The organism is Clostridia bacterium, from assembly GCA_024653205.1.
Lineage (GTDB): Bacteria > Bacillota > DSM-521 > Neomoorellales > SLTJ01 > JANLFO01.
On record JANLFO010000022.1, the window covers coordinates 1 to 22,816 of the forward strand.

The following is a 22,816-nucleotide window of genomic DNA, read 5'->3' on the forward strand; positions in this document are numbered from 1 at the left end:
TACTCAGGCGAGCACCCGGTACCGCCAGTCAACTCAAGTTAACTCGAAAGTGGGGGATACGTCAGGAACCGGGGGCCTTGCCCACCAGCAGCCCGTTTACGCCCGACACCAGGTAATCCAGGACGCTGGGTAGCGTATCGCCCGCTTCTTCCCCCGGTCTCGCCTCACCACAAAGCAGGCGCCCCACAAAGCGCCGGGCCTCCACTACCGCCACCTCCGACGGCAGGAGGCCCCAGGCAGCCTCATCCAGAAGGTGCAGAACCGCCGCCGCCAGGGCCACGAGCATGGGGTCTCGCGCCAGTTCCCGCAAACGAGAAAGATAGGTCTCTTTGCCTTCGCTCCAGCCCATCTCGCGGGCCTGCTGCCAGAAAACCTCCGGCCCCACCCGGTAGCGATCCAGCCGGGCCAGCAGATCGAGCTGCCGCGCCGGGCCCAGCCCCGTTTCCTTCTCCAGCGCCTCCTTGGTGGCGGCGATGACTGCCCGGCCGATCAGCTCGCCCAGCTTGGAGTGTTGGCCGGCATCGGTAAACGTTCTGGGGCTGGTGGGATCGGCCACTACGGCAATCTGATCGGTTCCCGAGCCGGTGGCTACCCCGCAGGAGTAGCGGCTCGGAGCCATCAGTTCCTGCAGGGCGGCGGCCTTGGCTTCGCTGGCGGTTACCACCGCGCGCACCAGGGCGTGGGGAGGCAGGTTCCCACGGATGAACAGCAGGGTATTCACGGTGCCCACCGAAGTCCACTCCTCATCCACCTCGTAATAGCCCGCGGGATCGCCGGCCCGGCCGCCGTTCACATCCACCCCGGCGGTGACGATGGCGGTAACCGCCAATTCCCGGTATTCCATGACCTGCAAGGCTGCATTCTCCATGCGCGCCGCGGTGAGAAGGCCTGCCGTCCGTTCCGGCGCCACTCCTGCCCGTTGGGCGACCATCCGGAGGTAGTCGGCCACCCTTCCCCCTGCCACCTCCTCGATCTCTTCGTGGCCGGAAATGTGGCAGTTGAAGACCGCGTCAAGGTCCTCCCGGTAGCCTCCGTTGAGCCGGGCGGAAGAAAGCACGCGCCGGGGCCCGGGGAAACGCACCACCAGGGCCTTTTCCCCGATCTGCGCCCTCTCCCCTCCCGGAAGTTGCCACTCCCTCATCTACTCCGCCCTCCTTCCTGCCAGCTCGTGCCTCAGCGCCCCAACCACCTCACGCGACCGGCAATACACCAGTCGCGAGGCCACCGCCCCTCCGCAGAGGTCCTCGGCCTCCTCCCGAGAACGCAAGCTGAACACCTTCCTTCCCTCGCTTACCAGACGTGCAGCGAGCTCCGGGTTACGCCGGTTGGCGGCACCCACGGGAAAAGCTGCTTGGTGGTCGTACCCGGTAGTGAGTTGGTGCGCCGTCAACACGGGGCTCACATCCCCACCCTCCTTCGCCGGAGAAAACTGATGACCAGAGGGGCGCCAAAGAGAGCGGTCACCGCACTCAGGGGCAGCTCCACGGGCGAAAGAATCAAGCGGGCCACCAGGTCGCAACCGCTGGTAATCACCCCGCCCACCAGGGTGGCGGCCGGAATGAGATGGCGGTTGTCAGCTGTTCCCAAGAGCAGGCGGGCCAGATGCGGAGCGGCCAGACCCACGAAACCCACCGGGCCGGCAAAGGCGGTCACTATTGCCGCAAGGCTGCTGGCCAGGAGCACCAGTACCACCCGCACCGCCCGCAGATTCACTCCCAGGCTGCGGGCGTAATCTTCGCCCATGAGCAGGGCATTGAGAGGCTTGCACAACAGATAGACTCCACCGATCAGCCCGCTGGCGCACGGCGCCACGATCGTCACCTCGTCCCAGGTAAAGCCGGAGAAACTGCCCAGGGTCCAGAGCACGAAGGCGTGTACCTTTTCCTTCTCGGCCACCGCCACGAGGATGCTGCTGCCGGCGCTGCACAGGTAGCCGATCATCAGCCCTACCAGCAGCAGGGTAACCGCGTTCCTGACCCGACCCGCCACCGCCACTACCAGGACCAGCACCATGGCGGCACCCGCCAGGGCGGCCAGATTCATCAGGTAGGGGGATACGGCGGTTCTTCCCACCACCACCCCGGCCAGGAGCACCGCGCCTACTGCCAGCGTGGCGCCGGAAGAAATTCCCAGGATGAACGGGTCCACGATGGGGTTGCGGAAGAAAATCTGAAGCAACAGCCCACTGGCCGCCAGCGATGCCCCGCCGAAGGCGCCCGCCAGGGCCCGGGGAAAACGGATCTCCCAAAGCATCCGGGCCGCGGCTCCGGCATCGCCGCGCGAGGCCAAGACGGCAGCCAGTTCACGCCAGGGAACCCTGACCGAACCCAGGGCCAGATTCAAAGCCAGAAACACCAGGAGCAACCCGGCCAGGGCTACAATGACCCATCGCCTCCAGGAGACTGCCGTCTTCTGACCCCCGTTAGCCATACCGTGCACCCCTTCTCAGCGGTCGGTAGCCGGGAGCTTCATGTGGTGCTTTAGCTCCACCTCCCGGAACAGATCGGGATGGAAGATGGCCGCCAGGTCGGCGAACATCTCGTCGGCCTTATCAATCGACTGGTAGTACCAGGGCTGAAAGCACCAGACCCGACCGGCCCTTATTACCGGCAGGTCGGCCAGTCTTTTCTCTTGCTCTACCAGCTTGGCAATGGAAGTGGTCCCGTAATTGGGCAGGGTGGAAGAAATAAATACCTCGGCCTCGAGGCCCCGACGATAGAACTCCTCCAAGCTGACAGTGGCGCTGCCTGTTCCCCCAAGGTCCTTGAACAGGTAATCACCCCCGGCCATTCCGATCATCTTGGCCACATAGGAATCCCCGGCGGGAACGTAGACCTCTCCCTGGTAGATCAAACCCCATAGTACCCTGGGCCGGGAGGTTGCCCCGGCCACCGCGCGGGTGACCGCTTCGGTGTTTTCTACCACCCTTTGGAAGTACTGTTCTGCCCGATCCTCCTTCCCGTAGAAGGCGGCCAGGAATTTTACCCACTCTACCCGACCCAGGGGATGGTTCTCCCGGTGGCTGTTATCCACGGCTACCGGGATCTTCAGCTCCTCAAGCTTCTTCAGCTTCTGCAAGTCTTCCGGCGAGCCGGTGTAGATGAAAACCAGGTCGGGATTAAGCTCGAGCACTGCCTCGTAGTCGAGGGGGCCCATGTCGTTCCCTACTAACCTAATCCGACCTTCCTCCAGCCCGATCCTGACCTCCGGAATATACCAGTGCTCCCTGTCTGTGGTTACGGCAATGATGCTTTCGAGTTCCTCGAGAGGCCGCAGGAGGGCCGCCGTAGTTGTGGAAGCTACCACCACCCGTCGGACCGGAGTATGAACCACCGGCAGGTGCCGGTATGCCTCCGGCACCTTATGGCCCCGTGGAACAAGGAGGAGTTGCCTTGCCTCCCCATCAGTAACTACCCGGCAACCGTCCGCCAAATACTCCAGCCCAAAGCCGGTGGCGTATTTAGGGCAAGAAGACAAGCCCGAGGCCGAAGGCTCCTCGGCGCCGCACCCACTCGCCAGCAGTCCCAACAGCAACACCAGCAATAATATCCGTACCCCTAGACTTCGCATCCCTGGCTCCCTCCCCAATCGCAACTGACTCGAGACGCCGGCGCTACTTCGAACAGCGCCCAGCACCTTCGCTACAGGCCTAGAGCATGAAAGGAAAACCGGATCTCACTCCATCCGCCAGGTGGCCCAGGCTGCCAGGGCAAGGAATGCCCCGGCATAGGCAGCCAGCACCGCCAGCGAGAATCCGGGAAATTCCCCTCCTAAGGCCGCGGCCCTCAGGGCCAGAGAGGAGTGGGTAAGGGGAAGAACCTGAACCAGCTCTGCCACCGGAGGCGGGAACTTTTCCACCTGAAAAAACGTTCCGCACAGGAAACTCATGGGCAGGATGACGAAAGTGGAGAACCGGCCCATGTCTTCGTGGGAGTTGATCAGCATAGCCGCCGCCACCCCCAGGGCGGCAAACAGGAAGCAGGTAAGGAACAGGGACGCCAGCAGCCAGGGGCTGAAGAAATGCAGCCGGGCACCGAAGAGGAAGGCCAGCAGGAGGATCAGGGCGCTGGAAAGTACGCCCCGGATGAAGCCTCCCAGCACGTGACCCAGCACCAGCGGTCCCAACCCTACGGGCGCCAGGAGAAACTCTTCCAGGGTACGGTGGTAAAGGCGGCTGATGTTCAGAGAGGTGCTGGTGGCGTTGAAACTGGCCGACATGGCGCTGAGGGCCAGGATGCCCGGCACCACAAAGTCGAGGTAGCTCGTGCCTCCGAAGTCCAAATTCCTGCCCAGGCCCCACCCGAAGGCGGTGAGGTAGAGCAGGGGACCCACCAGGTGGGCGGCCACATAGCGCCCGAATCTCTTGCGCAACATCAAGAGGTCGCGCCACAGGACTGCTCCCGTACCCCGCACTTCATTCACCCACCTTATCGCCGGTCAATTCCACGAACACGTCTTCCAGGTTCCCCTCACGAATGGTTGTTCTCCCGCCAGTTCGCGCCACATGCTCCAGGGCCTGCTCCCGGCTTTCGAAAGCTCGATACTCGGTGCAATTAGGGCCCGTCACCTCTACCACTACCCGCGCTACCCGGGCCTTGAGCTCCCTGGGGGTACCCAGCGCTATGAGTCGGCCCCGGTTGAGAATGCCTACCCGCTGGCAGAGCTGCTCCGCCTCCTCTATATAGTGGGTGGTCAGCAGGATGGTGAGGCCCTGAGCGTTGAGACGCCGGATCAGGTCCCACAGCCTTCGCCGTACCTGGGGATCCAGGCCCACGGTAGGCTCGTCCAGAAGCAGCACCCGAGGCCGGTGCAGAAGGGCCCGGGCGATCATTAGCCGGCGTTTCATTCCCCCGGAGAGGTGCTCCACCAGAGTGTTTTTCCGCTCTGCCAGCTCCACAAAGGCCAGCAGTTCCCCTATCCGTTTCTCCCTCTCCCGACCGGCCAGGCCGTACAGGCGTCCGTGAAGCTCCATATTTTCCCATACCGTAAGCTCCTGATCCAGGTTGACGTATTGCGGCACCACGCCGAGCTGGCGCTTTGCTTCCGGCCGGGCCCGGGTCAGTTCCCGGCCGTCCAGAAAAACCTTGCCCCTGGTGGGGCGGGCCAGAGTGGTAAGCACCCGCACAGTAGTGGTCTTGCCGGCGCCGTTGGGCCCCAAGAGGCCGAAAACCTCACCCCGGCGGATGGTTAGATCGAGCCCCTCCACCGCCTTGATTTCGCCGTAATACTTGCACAGCCCGCAAATCTCGATCAAAACCCGCTTCCTCTCCTTCCGGAGCGGCCACAGCCCAGGCTAGGGGACTGAGTTATCCATCCCTCAGGCTAGGGAAGGGTTGACCCCGTACCCGGCGTTGGAGCGGCCCTCAAAATGCCGGTCAGCTTCTCCCGGTCCAGCGCCACCTCCTCGAAGGGACGGCGCCGCAGGCGGTGGGCCAGAGCGAATCCCGCCGTAGCCTCCACGTCCGCTTCGGTCACCTGCGTACGGCCCGCCAGGGCGGCGTGGGCCCTGGCCGCCTTCACCATCACCAGGTCCGCCCGGTGGCCGTCCACTCCCAGCTCCAGCGCGGTACGCACGATCAGGAGCAGCATTTCCTCCGGTATCTGCACCCTGGGCAACAGATGCCGAGCGGCTTCGATCTGACGGCGCAGTTTCTCCTCTTCTTCCTCCCAGGCCCCGGCAAAGCCCGCCGGGTCCTCCTCGAAGGCCAGACGCCGCCTCACGATCTCCGCCCGCAAGGCCGGGTCGTCCACCCCGGTCACGCTCACGCACAGCCCGAAGCGGTCCAGCAACTGGGGCCGGAGTTCCCCTTCCTCCGGGTTCATAGTACCTACCAGGATGAAGCTTGCCGGGTGGCTGAAGGAGATGCCCTCGCGCTCCACGGTGTTCACCCCCATGGCAGCGGCGTCCAGCAGCACGTCTACAACGTGATCGTCCAGCAGGTTTACCTCGTCCACGTAAAGGATACCGCGGTTGGCCTCGGCCAGCACCCCCGGCTCGAAGCGCTTCTCCCCCTTCCTGATAGCCTGCTCCAGGTCCAGGGTGCCGACCACCCTATCCTCGGTGGCCGAAACCGGCAGTTCCACCACCCGCATCCGCTGTACGGCCACCGGCAGTTCTTCGCCGCCTTCCACACGCTCCCGGCATTGCGCGCACATGCCGCCCAGGTCGTCCGGGTCGCAGCGGAAGGGGCAATCGGCCACAACCCGGATCTCGGGCAAGAGCCGCGCCAGGGCCCGGACCGCCGTGGATTTTGCGGTACCCTTCTCCCCCCGGATCAGCACCCCGCCGATCTTAGGGGAGACGGCGTTCAGCAGCAGCGCCAACTTCATGTCCTCCTGCCCCACCAGAGCGGTGAAAGGGAAAAGGTCGTGTTGCACGGGCATCTCTCCTTCTCTACTTTTGGGACAACCGGCCGAAATGATTCGGCCGCCGCCCGCACCGCCTCGGCCAGGGTCTGGGAGCGCAGGTCCTCGATCCGGTAGTAGGCCGCTCCCAACTCCTCGGCCAGGCGTTGGGCCAGCCCCAGGCTCAGGAAGCCGTCGCCCTCGGCATCCACCACCAAGCTTTGCACCCGCCCATCGTGCCGGACCAGTTCGGCCACCTTCCAGGCTTCCTGCAGGGGCTTGCCTTTCCCCAAGGCCACGTTGGCCCGACCATCGGTGATCACTATCAGCAGGGGCGAAAGGTTGGGGTTCTTGGTCAGGTGGACCGTGGCAAGCTCGTAAGCCTTCCACAGCCCCGCCGCCAGGGGGGTACGGCCGCCGGTGGGCAGCTCTGCCAGGCAACGGTGGGCCAGCTCCACGCTGTTGGTGGGGGGCAGCAGCACTTCTGCCCGCTCGCCCCGGAAGGCCACCATGCCTACCCGGTCACGCTTCTGATAGGCGTCCAGCAGGAGGGAGAAAACCGCCCCTTTGGCCGCCACCATCCGCTGCTGCGCCCCCATGGAGCCGCTAGCGTCCACAACGAACAGGAGCAGGTTTCCCACCCGCTTCTCCCGTACCTTCTCCCGCAGGTCGCCAGGCTCCACCGCCACCGCCACCCCGGCCCGGTCGCGGCGGGCCTGGTAAGGGGCAGCGGCCCGCAAGGTGGCGTCCAAAGCCACATCCCCCGTGCCCCGGGCGGGTACTGCCCGCACGTAGCGGCCCAGGCGGGTGGGAGTGCGGGTGCGGGAGCGCCGGCCCGAGCCCTTCCGCAGCCGGCGGTCCCGGCCGAACTCAAGCCGCCGGACCGGGAAGGACTGGCCCACGGCAAACCGCCGCTCCCCGGCCGTGGCTCTGGCGTGTAGACCGGAACCGTCCTCCGGCTCAGGGCACGAGTCCAGGTCCATATCTCCAGGACCGGCCGAAGGAGGGCGTTCCTCGGGGCCGCCGCCCGGTTCCTGACGCGGCTCGTCGCCCTGGTTGTCCTCCGACCGCTCCGGCGGCTCCGGTGGCGGTGGGACGGACTCCGGTCGAGGGGGCGCAGGGGAGATTGCCTCCCGGCGCCGGTGCCGAAGCACCAGCTCCGCCACCCGCTCCAGGTCGCCCACCTGTACCGCCTCGCGCCCTTCCCAGGCAGCCAGAGCCCGGCCCGCCTCTACCAGCACAATCTCCGCCCGGTGGCCGGCGCAGGCGGCTTCGCGGGCCAGAAACGCCGCCGACGTCAGCACCTCGGCCGGCAGCGCCACCGTCCCCAGAGCGGCCCGCGCCCGGGCCAGGCGACCACGCAGATCCTCTTCCCACGGCGCCCAGATGGCCGCAAATCCCCCGGGGTCGGCGTCAAAAGCTTCCCGCCGCCGTAGCAGCTCCACCCGCGCCGCGGGGTCGGGCAATCCCTCCACCGCCACGCACAGACCGAAGCGGTCCAGCAGTTGGGGTCTGAGCTCCCCTTCCTCCGGGTTCATGGTGCCCACCAGGGCAAACCGCGCCGGGTGCACCGCCGACACCCCTTCCCGCTCGACCACATTCACGCCCGAGGCGGCGGCATCCAATACCAGGTCTACCAGGTGGTCGTCCAGCAGATTCACCTCGTCGACGTAGAGAATCCCGCGGTTGGCCTGGGCCAAAAGACCACACGCCAGCCGCCTCTGGCCGTAGCGCAGGGCGGGCTGGAAATCCAGGCTTCCTACCACCCGGTCCTCGGTGGCCGAAACCGGCAGCTCCACCACCGGCACCGGCCGCCGGCGGGCCTCCAGCTTCTCCCCCCTCGCCTGCCGCTCCCGGCAAAGAGGGCAGAGCCGCTCCCCGGCCCCGGGGTCACAGTTGCAGGGGCAGCCGGCCACCACCTCGATTTCGGGCAGAAGGCGCGCCAGAGCCCGCACCGCGGTGGATTTGGCCGTGCCCTTCTCGCCCCGGATCAGCACCCCGCCGACCCTGGGGTTGATGACGTTCAGGATAAGGGCCAGTTTCATTTCTTCCTGCCCCAGAATGGCGCTGAACGGATAGAGCCAACCCATGAGTCCGCCTCCGGTTTCAGGTGCTTTCTTCAACGACCGCCTCCAGATCCAACACTGCCTCCGCAAAGGCGGCGCGCTCTTGGGCCGTGAGGCTGAAGTACCCTCGGCGCTCGGCTTCGGCCAGGCGCCGGGCCAGCTCCAAGGTGGCAAAGCGATTATTCTCAGCCAGCCGGCGGCGCACTCCCGGATCCAGGATTAGGCGGTGAAGCGCCTCACGGAACACCCATTCCCCCACCTGGCCGGTGGTGGCCGCCAGGCCCACCAGGTACTGCACCCGGTCGGCCACCTTCTGGCCGCCGTGAAAGGGATGGGCCAGCATACCCTCGAGCCAGCGGGGGTTGAACAGGCGGGCCCTCACTGCCCGGTCTACGGCCAGGCCCGCCTCGGCCACCTCCGGGAGTTCTTCGCTGGTGTCCACCACCCACTGCCGGGGTCTGGCTCCGCGGTGCCGGGCCACGGCCCCGGAAAGGCCGCCGAAGAACTCGTAGTAGTGGTCCAGATCGGCGAACTCGTACTCCGCGCTGTGCCTCACCTGGGAAACCACTTCCACGGTTGCGGCAAGGGCGTCAAAGAGCTTCCGGTTCTCCGCGATCCGGCCCCGGTAGTGGCAGTAGGCCAAGGATCTCTCGTAGGCTTCCACCAACTCCTCCTCGTCCTGCCAGGCTCCGCTTTCCACCAGGGCCCGCACCGCGGTAGCGTACTCCCCCTCGCGGGGGCCGAAGATCCGGGCCCGGCTGAGCGCCCCGTGCTCTGCCCGGGCCTTTTGGCTGTGCAGGCGCACGTAGTTCATTTCCTCCGGCTCCGGCGCCTCGGCCGCCAGCTCCACCGCCCGGTTGATCAGCTCGACCTGTGGACCCAGCAGATCCCGGAAGATGCCGCAGATGGTAACCAGCACGTCGATGCGCGGCCGTCCCAATTCTGTCAGGGGAACGAGTTCCAGGTCCTTGAACCAGGGGTTGCCCTTGCGCACCAGGCGCACCCCCAAGTAGGCCAGGATCTGAGCGATCGTCTCCCCGCCGGTGCTCAGGGTCTCAAACCCCCACAGCACCAGGCCCACACTCTCCGGATAGCGGCCGTGGGCGGCCCGGAAGCGCTCCAGCACCGCAGCTACGGTTTCCTCGCCCCGGCGCCGGGCGGTTACCGTCGGTATAAGCCGGGGATCGAACTCGTACATGTTGCGCCCCACGGGAAAGACCTCCGGGGAGCGCAAGGGGTCCCCGCCCAGGTTGGGAAGAAGGTAGCGACCGGCGAGCGCGGTGAGCAGGCCTTCGCTTTCACGGGAGCGGCCGAGGTTTTCCCGCACCCGGGCCAGGTACCGGGCAGTATCCGGCGGCAGGGCCTCCTCTTCCCCGGCCAGCCAGCGCCGCACCGCCCATCCGGCCTCTTCCTCCAGCGTCCTTAGCCGCTCGGGACGGCCCAGGCACTCCTCGTAGTTCCACCCTCTCCGACCGGCCAGCACCCGGAGCAGCGAGGGCACTTCCCGGTCAAAGCGCACCAGGCCAACCAGGTACTCGGCCAGATCCTCACCTTCAAGCTGCCGGTCCAGCACGTGCAGCCCCCGGGGGATGAGCCGGCGCTTCAGCCGGTACAGGTAGAGTTCCAGTTCCTCCGGTGTCCGGACGGGGAGGGAGAGGTCCTTCGCCCGCGCCGCCAGGCGCTCCTCGAGTTGGCGGCGCTCCTGCTCGGGCGCCCGGCGCCACTCGCCCAGCAGATCCTCCAGTTCCAGGTAGTCGCCGTAGAGGCCGGAAGGAACCAGGGGCGGTGAGGCGTGGGAGACGGTAACGGCGTAGCTCCTGCGCTTGGCCAGCGTGGCCTCGGAGGGATTGCCCACCCAGTAGTAATACACGTGGGGCAGATCGCCCACCAGGATATCCGGGAAACAGCGCCGCGATACCGGGCCTTCCCGCCCGGGGGTGAACTCCAGAGTACCGTGGGTTCCCCAGTGGACGAGAGCGTGCGCCCCGAACTCTTTAGCCAGCCACCAGTAGAAGGCCAGGTACTGGTGGTGCGGAGGCAGGTCCCGGTCGTGGTAGAGCTTATCCGGGGTTTCGTGCACCCCTCGCGAGGGCTGCACGCCCAGGAAAATGTTGCCCAGCACCACCCCGGGCAGGAGCAGTCTGTCCTGCCGCACCATCACCGTGCCCGGCGGCTTCCCCCAGTGCTTCTCGACTTCCGCCCGTAGGTCGGCCGGCAGTTCCTGGTACCAGCTTTGGTAGACCTCGACGGGCACACAAAGCTCCGGCTCCGGAGCGGGCCACTCCGGCCCGTTCACCACCCCACGCGGGATCAGGAATTCGGCCAGATCACCTTCCGGCACTTCCACCCCATACCCGGCGGCAGCCAGTTTTTCAAGAAACACTCGCAAGCTTCCCAGGGCGTCAAGGTATCCGGCGTTTCCCAAGCGGGCCTCTCCCGGAGGATAGTCGTACAGGATCAGCGCCAGCCGCTTCTCCGCGTTGGGCAGCCGCCTCAGGGCCAGCCACCGGCGCCCCCGTCCACATAGCCGCTCTATCCCTTCCGGCAGAGCCTGCGCCTCCTTGCCCTCACCTTCCAGGTACCCCTTCCCGAGAGTCGTGGCCAGGCCGCCGACGTAGACCGGGTCAATGCCCCCGTCCAACTCGGGCAGCACCACCCCCAGGGTGGTCTCCAGGGGGCTAAGCCGCATCCCCTGCCACCACTCCCCTGTCTCCGTGGTGTAGGACCGGAACCCGATCAGCACCGGAACGCCCAGCTCGGAGAGGAGCTGGTGCGTGGGCTCGGGAGGGCCGCCGTAAGGGCCGCCGTGCAGGCAGAAGTACTGGAGGTTGACCACCAGGTTCACCGCCGGTCGTCCGGCCTCGAAGAAAAGGGAGCGCAGCGCGGTAAGGTTGTGCTCCACGCGGGAGAACACGGGAAGGAGGTTGACCTCGCCCCGCAGGGCTTCAATCAGGGCCCGGACCACCGGCAAACATTCCGCCTGGTGCGCCCCGGCGTAGAAGAGGATGCCCACCGTGGGCTTATCCGCCTCCCACCCTACGGCCTCCTGAAAAGACTTACGGTCCGTAAAGCACCTGTCTTCCGGCCACCACAGGCCGTAATCCGGCCTCTTGCGCGGCGGCTCTACCTTTACCCGGGCGCCGAAGTACTCGCGCAGCAGGAACAGGAGCAGGTGGCGGAGGTTCTCCCTTCCCCCTTCGGCGTAGTACTCGCACGCCACAAGCCAGTTGCGCATGTGCCGGAGCTTCCCCACCGGAAGCACGGTACCCAGCCTCCGCGTCATGTCCATGAACTTGCGGGCCTTCAGGTATGTCTCCAGGTCGAAGCGTCCCTCGCGCCGGGGCAGGTCCGCGCCGGAAAAGTTTCCCAGGCGGGTTAGGGCAAGCAGATCGCGGCTGGCGCCCACCAGCACCACTATCTGAGCCGAGCTTCGGGGCAGGAGCCGAACCAGGTAGTCGGTCAGTTCGGTCTGCCCCATGATGGCCACCAGGATCAGGTCGGCGGCGGAAACCGCGGCCTCTACCTCTTCCCGGCGGAGCCGGCCCCGCTCCCAGTCGGAGAGGCAGAGCTTCTGAACGGTAAGCAGGGGACCGTATTGAGAATGAATGTCGGCCAGCGCCGCCGAGAGTTCCCCGGTGCTCTCGATGGTGCTGAGCAACAAGAACCTGACCGGCCTCTCCACCCTTACCCGCCCCTTTCCCAGAATCAAAAACCCGACCCCACGGTCGGGAAAGAAAAAAGGACCCTTCCCATCCGCGTGGGAAGCCAACGCCTCCGCGGGCAGGCAGGTCTCCTGGCTCGGGTTCGTCGGGCGCTCTACGCCTTCCCGGGTTTCCCCAGTGGCCTGCGGTAAAGGCCCTCCCCCTCACAGTGGCGGGACCGCGCCGGATTTGCACCGGCTTCCCTAACACCTGCCCCGGCAGGTCTTACCCAGAGTTGAGCTGCTATGCCCCTTCCGTTACACCACCACCCTCCCTTTGCCGGTTTCGTCCCCCACAGGGTATTCAGTCAGCTTTCCCGACCGCCAGGCGGAGCAGGGCGTTTACCGCCGCGGCAGCCACGGTGCTGCCACCCCGGCTTCCACGGACGGTGAGGTAGGGGATACCGCTCTCCCGCAGTGCCTCCTTGGCCTCGGCCGCTCCCACAAAGCCCACCGGGGTTCCCACCACTGCGGCCGGCCTGGCCCGGCCCTCCTGCCAGAGTTGCAGGAGCCGGAACAGCGCGGTAGGAGCGTTGCCGATCGCCACCAGGCCGCCCTGCATCAAGGGTGCCAGATAATCCATGGCCGCCATGGCCCGGGTGAGGCCTTGAGCCCGCGCCCGGGCGACTACCTCCGCCCGGGCGATGGCGCAGTGCACCCGCCCACCCAACTGGCGTAAGCGCCGCCTATCTATCCCTGCCGCCACCATCTTCACGTCCACCACCACGTTGGCCCCGGTCCGAAGGCCTGCCAGTGCCCGGGCCACAAAATCCGGATGACAGTCGAAGACCTCTTTCAGTCCGAGATCCCCGGAAGCGTGAAGCATCCGGGCCAGCACCTGTTTTTCCTCCCGAGGGCGATCTTCTTCTTCCAGGGCTCTGGCCACCGTTGCCAGGCTCCGAGCCTCGATGGCCGTCGGTTCCGCCAGAAAGGTCAACCCTCGCCCACCTCCCGAATCCGGTCCAGAACTATCTCGGTGATGCGCGGGTCGCTTCCCAGGCTGGCCGTGCACCGCAGTGGCAAACCCGGGTACTCCTGGCGCAACTCCTCAAGCTGCTCAGGAATATCCTTCCGCACATGCACACCGTCATAAAGAAACAGCGGTACTACCACCACCTCCTGCGCGCCCCGCCTGAGGGCGGCAGCTACCGCTTCGGCCAGGGTGGGCCGACCGTGCGCCAGATACCCCACCTCTACCACCCTCTGAGGAAAACGGCGTTCCACCTGGGCGGCCAGCTCCCCTACTCCTCGGTTGGCCTCCTCCCGGCGGCTGCCGTGCCCCAGGAGCACAATTCCTTGTCTCAGGGGCTTTCACCTCCGCTCAGCCGTACGCAGGCCTTTAGGATCGCGGCTACGTCCTCTCCTTCTTCTTCCCGTGGCCGACGGATTACCACCGCCCGGATCCCCTCCGACAGCGCGGCGGCCAGCTTTTCCTCCAGCCCCCCCGGCCGACCGCTCTCCTTGGTAACCAGTACCTGCGCCCCAAAGTGCCGTAGCATCGCCCGGTTGAGTTCTACCGAGAACGGGCCTTGGGCAGCCACGATGTCCCTGGGACCGATCCCCAGGGCCAAACAGTGCTCCAGCGAGCGCGGATCGGGCAGGATGCGCACCACCAGCCGTTTTCCCTTCAAGGCCGGGTGGCCGAGTATCTCACCCAGAAGCCGGGTACCCACGGCCAGGAAGACCGTACTGCCTGCGGCCGCCGCCTCCGCCGCCTCGGCGGCGTTTCCCGCCACGGTGACCAGCGGGTGCTCCGGCAGAGGACACGTGGGGCGGAGATAGCGGAATAGGGGCAGACCGTAGGCGCGGCACACCGAGCGGGCCAGTTCCCGGATCTTCACGGCAAAGGGGTGGGTAGCATCTACCACCGCCCGGGGGTTAAGCTCCTCCACCAGCCGGTGCAAGTCGGCCTCGCCCAGGGGGCCCACCCGCACCCGGGAGGCACCGGCGGCCCTTGCCAGAACGGCGCCGTACTCGGTCACCGCGGTAGCCGCTACCTCCAGCCCCCGGTCGGCGAGGGCGCGGATCACCTCCCGGGCCTCGGTGGTCCCGGCGAGTACCAGGATCATAGCCGGTACCCCCGGGGCGTGACCATACGTCCCCCCAGAACCCGGGTCTGGCGGCTGCCCACGATTACCGTGGTCGCCATATCGATTGGCAGGTTGATGAACCCCTCCAAATCGGAAACCCACCACCGTTCCCCGCAACGAGCCGCGTTCTGCACCACCCCTACCGGGGTCTGAGGCTGCCGGTACTCCAGAAGAATCTGCCGAGCGCGCACGAGCTGCTCCTGTCGGCCGTGACTACGGGGGTTGTACAGGGCCAGCACCAGATCGGCCTTCGCCGCCAGGCGCAGCCGCTTTTCGATCACCTCCCAGGGGGTTAGCCGATCGCTCAGGCTGATCACGGCAAAGTCGTGCCCCAAGGGGGCGCCCAGAACGGCTGCCGCCGCCAGGGCGGCGGTCATGCCGGGCACAATCTCTACCGGTAGCTCGGGTCCCTCCCGGGCGGCGAGCAGCTCCAGCACCAGAGAGGCCAGACCGTACACCCCCGGATCCCCGCCGCACACCAGGGCCACCCGCCGACCGGCTTCTGCCCGGCGAATGGCTTCCCGGCAGCGGGCCACCTCCTCGGTCATACCGGTGGCCACTACTTCCCGACCGGCAAGATAAGGCCCCAGGAACCCCAGGTAGGTGCGGTAACCCACAATCACCTCGGCTTCTTCCAGGGCCTGGCGGGCCGCAGGTGTGAGGTGACGCTCCGAACCCGGGCCCACTCCCACTACCGCCAGCCGGCCCGGGCCACGGCCACCGTCACTCCCCGGTAGGCGGTCTTGGGCCAGATCAGGCTTCCGCCCCCGGCTCCCAGCCTGGCACACGGCTCGCAAACCCCTCCCACTCCTATTCTGGCCTGCACCCGCGCGGAACGGGCCAACTGGCCATCCTCACTCAGCATCCGGGCTACCTCTCTGCGGCCAAACACCAGTAGCGGGCACCGGAGCCGTGCCACGGCAGACACCAGCCCCGGCTCCTCCGCCTTAAGGTCCACCGTGGCCAGAGCCAGCAGGCTGCGGCGGCTGACGCCTGCGAACCTGAGTGCACGGCCCACAGCGGCCAGCACGGTCCGGGCGGAAACCCCGCGACGACAACCCACGCCCACCACTACCGTGCGCGGTCGCCAAAACATCCAGTTGGGACCGAAATCGGGGAGGCGCCGGTCGGTCACCAGCACTCCTCCCTCCCACCCCTCCGGCCCCTCAAACTCCTCCAGCGGCCGCACCCGGCCCCGGCCCAGACGGTCTTCCAAGACGGATACCAGGGAGGGCTCGGCCCAGAAACCTACCCGGGCACCATCTGCCAGCCGGGCCGCCACCCGTGCCAGGCGCCGTTCCGGCGCCGGCACCAGCCCCAGGTCTCGCGCCACCACGTCCAGCGCCGGCAGGCCCCCAAGGTCGCCGGCCGTGGTGATGACCGCCTGACCGCCGATCAGGCGGGCGACCTCCCGCGCCAGATCGTTTGCACCGCCCAAATGCCCCGAAAGCAAACTGATTACATATCGTCCGTCCTCACCAACCACTACCACCGCGGGATCGCAACGCTTGTCCCGCAAGTGCGGAGCAAGGCACCGGACGGCAATGCCGGTGGCCATGACCAACACCAACGCTTGCCGGGTGGTGAAGAGCTCGCCCAGAAAGGCGGTCAAGGCGCCTTTGCCCGCGCGCTTACCTGGGTTTGAGTGAGGCCACTCGGACCAAGGAAGATACACCTGCGCCTTTTTCCCAAGCCCGGCCCCGATCCTTTCCGCCAGTTCTCCTCCCCGTTTAGTCAAGGCCACTACCGCTATTTCGGACATTGCTTCTCCTCCGATAACCGTGAGTAAAACCGGGATGGTATAGTAACGAACGTCCGCCTTGGCGCCGCAGAAACGGCCCCACCAGCAAGAGGGCACTACGGTCCAGGCCCGCCGCTCGGGCCCCGGCCACCACTTCCTCCAACTCTCCGCTCAGAACCCGCTGTTGCGGCCATGAGGCCCGGTACACCAGCGCCGCCGGGACCTCTTGCCCGTAGCCTCGGTGCAAGGCCTCGGCCGCCGTCTCCAGCCGGCTGGCACTCAGGAAAAGGCAGAGGCTGGCGCGGTGGTTGGCCAAAGCCTCCAACTCCTCTCGCGCCGGAACCGGTGTGCGTCCGGGTAGCCGGGTGAGGATTACCGTCTGGCTCACTCCCGGCTGAGTCAGCTCCGCTCCAAGCGCGGCCGCGGCGGCGGTAAAGGAGCTTACCCCGGGGACAATTTCGTAGTCCACCCCCCGCTTCTCCAGGGCCAGAATCTGCTCCTGCAGGGCCCCGTAAAGGGTGGGATCCCCGCTGTGCAGGCGCACTACCATTTTCCCGGCACTCGCTTCCCGCACCATCAGCTCTACTATCTCCTCCAGGGTCATGCCGGCGCTGTCGTAGCAGGCCGCCCGGGGAGCGTAGGTCAGAACGGCCGGGTTCACCAGAGATCCGGCATAAACCACAACCTCCGCCTGCTTCAGCAACCGCATTCCCCGCACGGTAATCAGTTCCGGGTCTCCGGGGCCCGCGCCTACAAAGTAAACCTTCACCGCCGTGTCTCTCCTTTGACGATGATTAGCGACAGGTAGTCCGGCTCTACGGCCGCCTCAGCCCCTTTCAGGTCCCGGACCAGCCTTTCCTCCGACCAGCCGCAGCGGCTGGCCAGCACCGCGTCTTCCAGCCTTCCTTCCTCCTCCAGAACCCGCAAGATCTCCGCATAGCGCCGGTGCACCTTCATGAGCACCAGATTGGGAAAGGCCCGTAAGAGGCGCCGCAATTCCTCGCCATCCTCGGCCGAGGGTAGTATCGCCAGCGGCTCCGTACCCTGGGCCAGAGAAAGGCCCAACCGGGCGGCCGCAGCGCAAAAAGAGGGAACGCCAGGCACGGTTTCCACCTCCAGGTCCGGGGCCGCCCGCTGCAGCCGTGGCAACAGGTACCCGTAGGTACTGTAAAGACCGGCATCCCCCAGAGTCAGGAAGGCCACGTCCAATCCCCGGCCCAGCCGTTCCAGCAACTCGCCCGTGGCCCGGTTCCAGGCCGCCTCCAGTTCCGCTTCGGTCCGGAGCATGGGCAACAGCAGCTTCACGATCTCCTGCTTCTCGGACAGCCACGGCCGCGCCGCCTTAAGGGCCAGGCTTTCCTCGCCCGGTCGGGAGATCGGGACCGCCACCACCGGTACCGAGGCCAGCACTTGGCGTCCCCGCACGGTGATGAGCTCCGGATCCCCCGGACCTACTCCCAGGCCGAAGAGCTTACCCGCCAAGGTCCTCGCCCTTTCTGGCCGCACGCACGAGGTACACCGGGTTCTGCGCCTTCCACGCCCGCGAGCCTCCCAGGGGAGCGAGACGCGCCACATTCAGACACACGGCTTCCACTTCCCAGCCGGGCTTTCGGTCAAAAAAAGCCATCAGCGTTGCCATAGTCTCCCAGGTAACGGCACTGGCCACCAAAATGCCTTCCCGCCGCAACCCTCCGGCGCAGAGGCTCAGGATCTCCTCCAAACGTCCGCCGCTGCCGCCCACCAGTACCCGGTCTGGAGCCGGCAGGCCCGCCAGGGCCTCGGGAGCCTCTCCCTCTACCACGCGCAGGTTATCCGTTCCGAACCGAGCGGCGTTGGCCCGTACCAGCGAGGCCGCCCGTGGATCCCGCTCTACGGCCCAAACCGGGCCGGGAGCCACGAGCCGTGCCGCCTCTACGCTCACCGAACCGGTACCCGCGCCCACGTCCCAGACTACCTGGCCGGGCGCCAGCCGGGTAAGGGCCAGCCATACCACCCGCACCTCCAATCGGGTCACGGGAACCTCGCCAAGCAGGAATCGATCCTCCGGAATACCCGGAGTCAGGTAGGGCCAGCATACTTCAGGCATGACCGAGCACCACCACCGCAGCCGACGGGAAGTCGTTTTTCGCCGCCAGGGTCTCAAGATCGGCTTCCAGACACCGCTCTTCCGGACGGCCCAAATCTGCTCCTACCCATACCCGGCCCTTTACCCCCTGGCGCAGGAGGTAACGGGCCAGTTCCGCCGGGGTCATCCGGCCGCCGGTAAGCACTACCAGCTTGCGCCCCGCCGGTTCCCGCAGGAGGGGGAGGTGCGGTTCTAGCTCCTCCCAGCTCCGGCCGTGGAGGCTGACAAATACCGCATCGTGCCAGCAGGAGGCCAGGCGGGCAAACGCCACCTGCACCGAGCTTATGCCCGGGACTACCTCCAACCTCTGGTCCGGAAACTCGCGCCGCAGCCAGTTCAGGAGGCTGTAAAACCCTGGGTCCCCCGAGACCAGCACCGCCACCGCCCGGTCCAGCCGCAAGCGGAGCCATTGGGCCAAACGAGAGAGGTTGGCATCCAGCCGGTACACCTCTTTTCCCGCCAGCCGGAAAAGCGCCAGAGCACCGGGAGGACCTGCCACCGCCTCCGCCGCCTCTACCGCCTCCACCGCCGCCGGGGTGAGGTATTCCCGCCTGCCGGGCCCGGTACCTACCACCCTCCAGACCGCCTTGGTTTGTGTTTCCAAACCGTTACCCCCTCAGTTCCTGCATCAGGGCTACGGCCTCTCGGTCACGGCCCAAGATTCTTCCCTGGCGGTCCAGCAATACCGTACCCACTTCCAGTTTTCCCCGCACCAGAGATCGAGCCTGCTCGCTGGCCCGTTCGGCCAGCACCGACCACACCCGGCTCATGCCCTCGGCCTCCAGCACCGTCTGGGCCTCCTCCATGGTGGCCACGGAAAGCAGGCGCCGCACCGTTTCCCGGGAGGCACCTTCCGCCGCCGCCCAGGCGCCGATGATTTCCCGGCGGGCGTCCGCCGCCCGGCTGTGGGTGTAGAAGCTGCCGCCGGCCAACTTGACCAGTTTGCCGGCGTGCCCCCAGAGAAGCACCCGGCGCACCGATCTCTTGGCGCAGGTTTCCAAGAGTTCGCCCAAGAAATTTCCGGTTTCCACTACCACCGCCTCGGGAAGCCCGTGCTGCCCGGCGCTCTGCCGCCCTTTGGCTCCGGGAACCAGTACCAGGGTGTCGAACCCTTGGGCTACAGATACCTCTACCTGCAGTCTCAAGGCGGTAAGCATGGCCTCCCGAGACATGGGCCGCACGCGCCCGGTGGTTCCCAGAACCGAAAGACCGCCCACGATTCCCAGGCGGGGATTCATGGTCCGCCGGGCCAGTTTCTCTCCTTGGGGAATGGATAGAGTAATCTTCACCCCGGCGCCCGGCGGCAGCACCTCCTCCACCGAGTTTAGAATCATCTTCCGGGGTACGGGGTTGATGGCCGGCTCACCCACCGGGACAGGCAGGCCCGGTCTGGTCACCCGACCGATGCCCGCCCCCGCTTCCAGCACCACCCCGGCTGTCACCTGCGGCTCGGCCACCGCCACCACCTCGGCGCCGTGGGTAACGTCGGGATCGTCGCCCGCGTCCTTTACCACCACCGCCCGGGCCCGGCCCTCCTCCCGATACACCCGCACCGGCAGCCGAACACGACTTCCGTCCGGAAGGCCGACTTCCTCCTCCGGCACTTCCCGGCCCGAGAAGATGGCCCGCGTTGCGGCCTTGGCCGCCACGGCAGCGCAGGTGCCGGTGGTAAAGCCCCGGCGGAGGGGCGGCCCACCGGCTCGGGACTTCAGTTCCAGGGGCAGCCCGCACACCACCAGGTACACTTCCCGAGCCACGAGGGCCAGGCGCTGGTTTGCCCAGCCCAGCCACTGGCGGTAAGCGCGGCCCAGAGGGAAAACCGGTTCCGTTCCGCACCCCACTTCGGTACTCACCACGATGACCTCCGCCCGGGCTCTAGAAGTGACCCGCACCAGATTTTCGATGGCCCCCGCCATTCGCTCTGCCCCTTGAAGGTGAAGGGATTCCGAGGTCAGCTCCGGCGGAGAGGCAGCGTAGGCTTCGAGCAGATTGCCCATGTACATTCCCAGGCCATCGATCAGCAACACCCGGTCAGGGCCATCTCGATCTTCTATCGCCCGGGCGAGGTGCAGGGGCTCCTCCACCGTTTCCCACTCCTGAAGTGGGCCCTGACGCTGGCGCCCAGTCGCTCTCCGCATTTCTCCGTCTCCGGCCGCGGCGGCGACTATATGAATCACCCGTCTGCCACGGGCAGCAGCCAGGTTCTCGGCAAAACGTCTCTTGCCGCTGCCCGCTCCTCCGGTTACCAGCACCAGGCCTCCGGGCACCGCCACTGATCCTCCAGTAAACAAAAACTTCCCTGGCCTCTGGCCGAGGCTCGGGAAGTGACACATCCGTACTACGTACTACGGCCCGTATCCCTAACCGCGAGGACCATGAGGCCTACGGCTGGGCAGGTCTCCTGGCTCCCAGATCACCGCCGGTTCTCCCCTTCCCGGAATACTTCCAGTGGTTTTCGGAGACGGCTCCCCGGTTACAGTGGCGCGACCGCTCAGGCTTTTCACCTGATTCCCTATTAAACCCGCTCGGCACCCAGCCGCTCACGTTTTATTTTTTGCTAATTATAACTGCTTAGACCCTGGCCATCAAGCCCTTAGCCTACTGAGTTATCCCTGGTTTGTCTCAGGTCAGTGCTGGTTTGCCCCTCGTACCGGTCGCTTAGCCGACCGAACTAGGGTTCGAGCTTCGCGCTCCGGCCAGCTCCCCGCTTAGGCGCCGTCCGTGGCGCCGGCGCGGCTTCGGCCATCCGTGGCCTCCGGCCTGCCTCCGCGCTCGCTCTCACCGAGTTCGGTACCCGGCACGCTTTAGGTACTCGGGCAAAACCAGCACTCCCCTCCAAAAAGTGGGAATCCGTCAGCTTAGCCTGCGGAATACCCCCTTGGGGTCGGTTACCAGCAGCACAATCAGCCAAACCACAAGACCCAGGAGAACCACGTTGGCTCCCAGCAGTGCGGCGTCCGGGGTAACCTCGAAGAACTCCCCGCCTTCCATGAGATAGGCCATCACGTGATCGACCAGCCACATGAGCGTCGCTCCCCAGAATATGAAGCCGAGAAGGCTGAGCCTGTAAGTGTCTTTCGGGGCGTTAACATACCACGCGATGGTTACGATTACCGCTGCCAATGCGGTGATTACAAAGAACATGCTTCGTCACCCCTCAGGCGTCGGTTCCAAGCCTGACGGCAGAAGCGGCCTTCCTTTCGGCGATAACTACCATTACCAGCCACACAACCGTGACCAGTACGGCCATCCCCGTGCCGATCGTGGCCATTTCGTAGAACATCGGGCCCACATCGGCAGGGTTAGCCATTGCCGTCAGAAAAGGCGGCCAGGGAACGATTTCACCGTGCCACCAGTGCTCGAACGCCAGCAGGAGCACCCCACCCCACAGGAGCCGGTTGAGCCAGCCCAACTTGCGGCCCCAGGTCAGGCCTGCGGGTGAAGTGCCTCCCTGGGCTCCTCTCTCCTTCTTCTCCACCACCTTCTGCACTACGGTGGTTACGATTGCCTCGCCCATCGGTACCAGAAAGCAGGCCATCTCTCTAACCCTCCATCTTGAGAATGATCCGCCCTTGATACGGCGGCCGGACACGGGCGTGAGAACCTAGACTATCTGCACCACCTCCCCGGCCTGCGCCCGAACAAAAAAGCCCGGAAAACTGGGTCTCGGATCTTCCGCATCCGAGAAACCAAGCCTCCGTGGCCTGTTCAGTCCAATTCTGTTTATCTCGTCTGCCGGTATTCCTCTATACCGGACCGTCCTTTTTTGGATATTCGACGCCGTGTCGGCCATTCCTGCTTGCCGTCGGCAGCTTGACCCGTCAGATTGCGGTGCGTACCCGGACCAGGGGCCGCGTGCTGCCCAGCTGCATCAGCCCCGTTTGCCGGTAGTCAACAAGTAAATGGCAGGAGAACCGGAGCCAGACAAAGAAGAGAACTCACTGAACCAGCCGAGAAAGGAGGGATCAGAGGTGACCGGGGGTTTCAAGCGGATACTGGTAGTGGAGGATACGGCGGTGACCCGTTTCTCGGTACGACACACGCTGCAGGAACACGGTTACCAGGTGGAAGAGGCGGCCAGCGGCGAAGAGGCTCTGACCACGGCCGCGGCCTCACCGGAGCCGTTTGACCTGGTAGTCCTGGACATTTTGCTGCCGGGAATGGACGGTTTGGCGGTGTTGCAGGAGCTAAAGAGCCGCCCCAAATCCAGATATACCCCGGTCATGGTCCTGACCGCGAGTGCCTCACCACCGGTAGTGAAGCAGGCATTGAATCTCGGAGCCGTAGAATACCTGATCAAACCCTTCACCCCTCAGGAACTGCTTCGACGGGTTGAGAAACTGATCGGACCCGGCTGCAGTACCCCTTCCGGACCGCAGGGAAGCCTGCTGGGAGTTCTCCGTCTGGAAATCAACCGCGCCTCCCGAGCGAAAGGAGTGTTCTCTCTTCTGGTGGCTCGCCGACTGGGATGGGGAAACCGTACCACCTCGGACCTGGAAGCCCACCTTCGTCGCCGACTGCGCGACATCGATAGCGTGGTGGCCCTGGATGTCGGCCACCTGGGCGTGGTTCTACCCCTAACTCCGGCCGGTGGAGCAGAAGTGGTCAGGAACAAGCTGGAGAAGTGGCTGGGAGACTTGGAGCCGGAGGCCAAATGGCAGTTCGGGCTGGCGGTGTATCCCGACCACGGCTCCGATCCTGCTGCCCTCCTGGCGTCCGCCCAGGCACACCTGAACGCGCAGGAATAGA

21 protein-coding genes, 1 pseudogene and 2 riboswitches are annotated in these 22,816 nt (G+C 65.9%); of the genes and pseudogenes, 1 reads left to right on the forward strand and 21 read right to left on the reverse strand.

Features of this window, described 5'->3' with window-relative positions; translation table 11 throughout:
• Nucleotides 1-526 precede the first annotated feature (526 nt).
• The 21 genes and pseudogenes from NUV99_10090 to NUV99_10190 all read right to left on the reverse strand — a co-directional run bounded on the left by NUV99_10090 (nucleotide 527) and on the right by NUV99_10190 (nucleotide 21,605).
• Nucleotides 527-1,141 (reverse strand): annotated as a pseudogene (locus tag NUV99_10090) (adenosylcobinamide amidohydrolase).
• Nucleotides 1,142-1,402, reverse strand: a complete 261-nt coding sequence (locus NUV99_10095) for a hypothetical protein (GenBank protein ID MCR4420447.1) — start codon at nucleotides 1,400-1,402, stop codon at nucleotides 1,142-1,144.
• Nucleotides 1,399-2,430, reverse strand: coding sequence for an iron ABC transporter permease (locus NUV99_10100; protein MCR4420448.1), 1,032 nt, complete (start codon nucleotides 2,428-2,430; stop codon nucleotides 1,399-1,401). The genes NUV99_10095 and NUV99_10100 overlap by 4 nt, the downstream gene beginning before the upstream one ends.
• Before the next feature lie 15 nt (nucleotides 2,431-2,445).
• On the reverse strand, nucleotides 2,446-3,570 hold the full coding sequence (locus tag NUV99_10105) for an ABC transporter substrate-binding protein (GenBank protein MCR4420449.1): 1,125 nt from the start codon (nucleotides 3,568-3,570) through the stop codon (nucleotides 2,446-2,448).
• 105 nt (nucleotides 3,571-3,675) lie between these two features.
• A complete protein-coding gene (locus tag NUV99_10110; protein ID MCR4420450.1) occupies nucleotides 3,676-4,422 on the reverse strand; it encodes an ABC transporter permease in 747 nt (248 codons plus the stop codon).
• Nucleotides 4,415-5,254, reverse strand: coding sequence for an ABC transporter ATP-binding protein (locus NUV99_10115; GenBank protein MCR4420451.1), 840 nt, complete (start codon nucleotides 5,252-5,254; stop codon nucleotides 4,415-4,417). Before NUV99_10115 ends, NUV99_10110 begins: the two co-directional genes overlap by 8 nt.
• 68 nt (nucleotides 5,255-5,322) lie before the next feature.
• Nucleotides 5,323-6,384, reverse strand: a complete 1,062-nt coding sequence (locus NUV99_10120; GenBank protein ID MCR4420452.1) for an ATP-binding protein — start codon at nucleotides 6,382-6,384, stop codon at nucleotides 5,323-5,325.
• A complete protein-coding gene (locus tag NUV99_10125) occupies nucleotides 6,327-8,435 on the reverse strand; it encodes a putative cobaltochelatase (GenBank protein MCR4420453.1) in 2,109 nt (702 codons plus the stop codon). The genes NUV99_10120 and NUV99_10125 overlap by 58 nt, the downstream gene beginning before the upstream one ends.
• A gap of 16 nt (nucleotides 8,436-8,451) precedes the next feature.
• Nucleotides 8,452-12,120 (reverse strand): cobaltochelatase subunit CobN, encoded by a 3,669-nt coding sequence (locus NUV99_10130; protein MCR4420454.1) that lies wholly within the window; start codon nucleotides 12,118-12,120, stop codon nucleotides 8,452-8,454.
• A gap of 56 nt (nucleotides 12,121-12,176) precedes the next feature.
• Nucleotides 12,177-12,341: riboswitch (cobalamin riboswitch) on the reverse strand.
• Nucleotides 12,342-12,415: 74 nt separating this feature from the next.
• Nucleotides 12,416-13,048, reverse strand: coding sequence for a precorrin-8X methylmutase (locus NUV99_10135; protein MCR4420455.1), 633 nt, complete (start codon nucleotides 13,046-13,048; stop codon nucleotides 12,416-12,418).
• Entirely contained in the window at nucleotides 13,045-13,401 is a 357-nt protein-coding gene (locus tag NUV99_10140; GenBank protein ID MCR4420456.1) for a CbiX/SirB N-terminal domain-containing protein, read from the reverse strand. The genes NUV99_10135 and NUV99_10140 overlap by 4 nt, the downstream gene beginning before the upstream one ends.
• Nucleotides 13,402-13,412: 11 nt before the next feature.
• A complete protein-coding gene (cobK, locus tag NUV99_10145; GenBank protein MCR4420457.1) occupies nucleotides 13,413-14,180 on the reverse strand; it encodes a precorrin-6A reductase in 768 nt (255 codons plus the stop codon).
• Entirely contained in the window at nucleotides 14,177-14,887 is a 711-nt protein-coding gene (gene cobJ, locus NUV99_10150) for a precorrin-3B C(17)-methyltransferase (GenBank protein ID MCR4420458.1), read from the reverse strand. The genes cobK and cobJ overlap by 4 nt, the downstream gene beginning before the upstream one ends.
• A 5-nt stretch (nucleotides 14,888-14,892) precedes the next feature.
• On the reverse strand, nucleotides 14,893-15,963 hold the full coding sequence (locus tag NUV99_10155; protein MCR4420459.1) for a cobalt-precorrin 5A hydrolase: 1,071 nt from the start codon (nucleotides 15,961-15,963) through the stop codon (nucleotides 14,893-14,895).
• Nucleotides 15,932-16,711, reverse strand: coding sequence for a precorrin-4 C(11)-methyltransferase (gene cobM / locus NUV99_10160; GenBank protein MCR4420460.1), 780 nt, complete (start codon nucleotides 16,709-16,711; stop codon nucleotides 15,932-15,934). Before cobM ends, NUV99_10155 begins: the two co-directional genes overlap by 32 nt.
• On the reverse strand, nucleotides 16,708-17,424 hold the full coding sequence (gene cobI / locus NUV99_10165) for a precorrin-2 C(20)-methyltransferase (GenBank protein MCR4420461.1): 717 nt from the start codon (nucleotides 17,422-17,424) through the stop codon (nucleotides 16,708-16,710). The genes cobM and cobI overlap by 4 nt, the downstream gene beginning before the upstream one ends.
• On the reverse strand, nucleotides 17,414-18,028 hold the full coding sequence (cbiT, locus tag NUV99_10170; GenBank protein ID MCR4420462.1) for a precorrin-6Y C5,15-methyltransferase (decarboxylating) subunit CbiT: 615 nt from the start codon (nucleotides 18,026-18,028) through the stop codon (nucleotides 17,414-17,416). Before cbiT ends, cobI begins: the two co-directional genes overlap by 11 nt.
• Entirely contained in the window at nucleotides 18,021-18,671 is a 651-nt protein-coding gene (gene cbiE, locus NUV99_10175) for a precorrin-6y C5,15-methyltransferase (decarboxylating) subunit CbiE (protein ID MCR4420463.1), read from the reverse strand. Before cbiE ends, cbiT begins: the two co-directional genes overlap by 8 nt.
• A 4-nt stretch (nucleotides 18,672-18,675) precedes the next feature.
• Entirely contained in the window at nucleotides 18,676-20,334 is a 1,659-nt protein-coding gene (gene cbiD, locus NUV99_10180) for a cobalt-precorrin-5B (C(1))-methyltransferase CbiD (protein MCR4420464.1), read from the reverse strand.
• Between the two features lie 106 nt (nucleotides 20,335-20,440).
• Nucleotides 20,441-20,618: riboswitch (cobalamin riboswitch) on the reverse strand.
• A gap of 302 nt (nucleotides 20,619-20,920) precedes the next feature.
• Nucleotides 20,921-21,211: a hypothetical protein gene (locus tag NUV99_10185; GenBank protein ID MCR4420465.1), complete on the reverse strand. Its 291-nt coding sequence runs from the start codon at nucleotides 21,209-21,211 to the stop codon at nucleotides 20,921-20,923.
• A 13-nt stretch (nucleotides 21,212-21,224) separates the two neighbouring features.
• Nucleotides 21,225-21,605 (reverse strand): hypothetical protein, encoded by a 381-nt coding sequence (locus NUV99_10190; GenBank protein MCR4420466.1) that lies wholly within the window; start codon nucleotides 21,603-21,605, stop codon nucleotides 21,225-21,227.
• 433 nt (nucleotides 21,606-22,038) lie between these two features.
• Between NUV99_10190 and NUV99_10195 the strand changes: the two genes are divergently transcribed.
• Nucleotides 22,039-22,815: a response regulator transcription factor gene (locus tag NUV99_10195; protein ID MCR4420467.1), complete on the forward strand. Its 777-nt coding sequence runs from the start codon at nucleotides 22,039-22,041 to the stop codon at nucleotides 22,813-22,815.
• Nucleotide 22,816: the final 1 nt, after the last annotated feature.

What these genes read in the sequence shown, in the direction of transcription:
- cobK (MCR4420457.1), bottom strand. Translation starts at nt 14,180, where the DNA reads ATGATCCTGGTACTCGCCGGGACCACCGAGGCCCGGGAGGTGATCCGC.
- NUV99_10120 (MCR4420452.1), bottom strand. Translation starts at nt 6,384, where the DNA reads ATGCCCGTGCAACACGACCTTTTCCCTTTCACCGCTCTGGTGGGGCAG.
- NUV99_10125 (MCR4420453.1), bottom strand. Translation starts at nt 8,435, where the DNA reads ATGGGTTGGCTCTATCCGTTCAGCGCCATTCTGGGGCAGGAAGAAATG.
- NUV99_10190 (MCR4420466.1), bottom strand. Translation starts at nt 21,605, where the DNA reads ATGGCCTGCTTTCTGGTACCGATGGGCGAGGCAATCGTAACCACCGTA.
- NUV99_10155 (MCR4420459.1), bottom strand. Translation starts at nt 15,963, where the DNA reads ATGTCCGAAATAGCGGTAGTGGCCTTGACTAAACGGGGAGGAGAACTG.
- NUV99_10105 (MCR4420449.1), bottom strand. Translation starts at nt 3,570, where the DNA reads ATGCGAAGTCTAGGGGTACGGATATTATTGCTGGTGTTGCTGTTGGGA.
- NUV99_10185 (MCR4420465.1), bottom strand. Translation starts at nt 21,211, where the DNA reads ATGTTCTTTGTAATCACCGCATTGGCAGCGGTAATCGTAACCATCGCG.
- cbiT (MCR4420462.1), bottom strand. Translation starts at nt 18,028, where the DNA reads ATGCCTGAAGTATGCTGGCCCTACCTGACTCCGGGTATTCCGGAGGAT.
- NUV99_10100 (MCR4420448.1), bottom strand. Translation starts at nt 2,430, where the DNA reads ATGGCTAACGGGGGTCAGAAGACGGCAGTCTCCTGGAGGCGATGGGTC.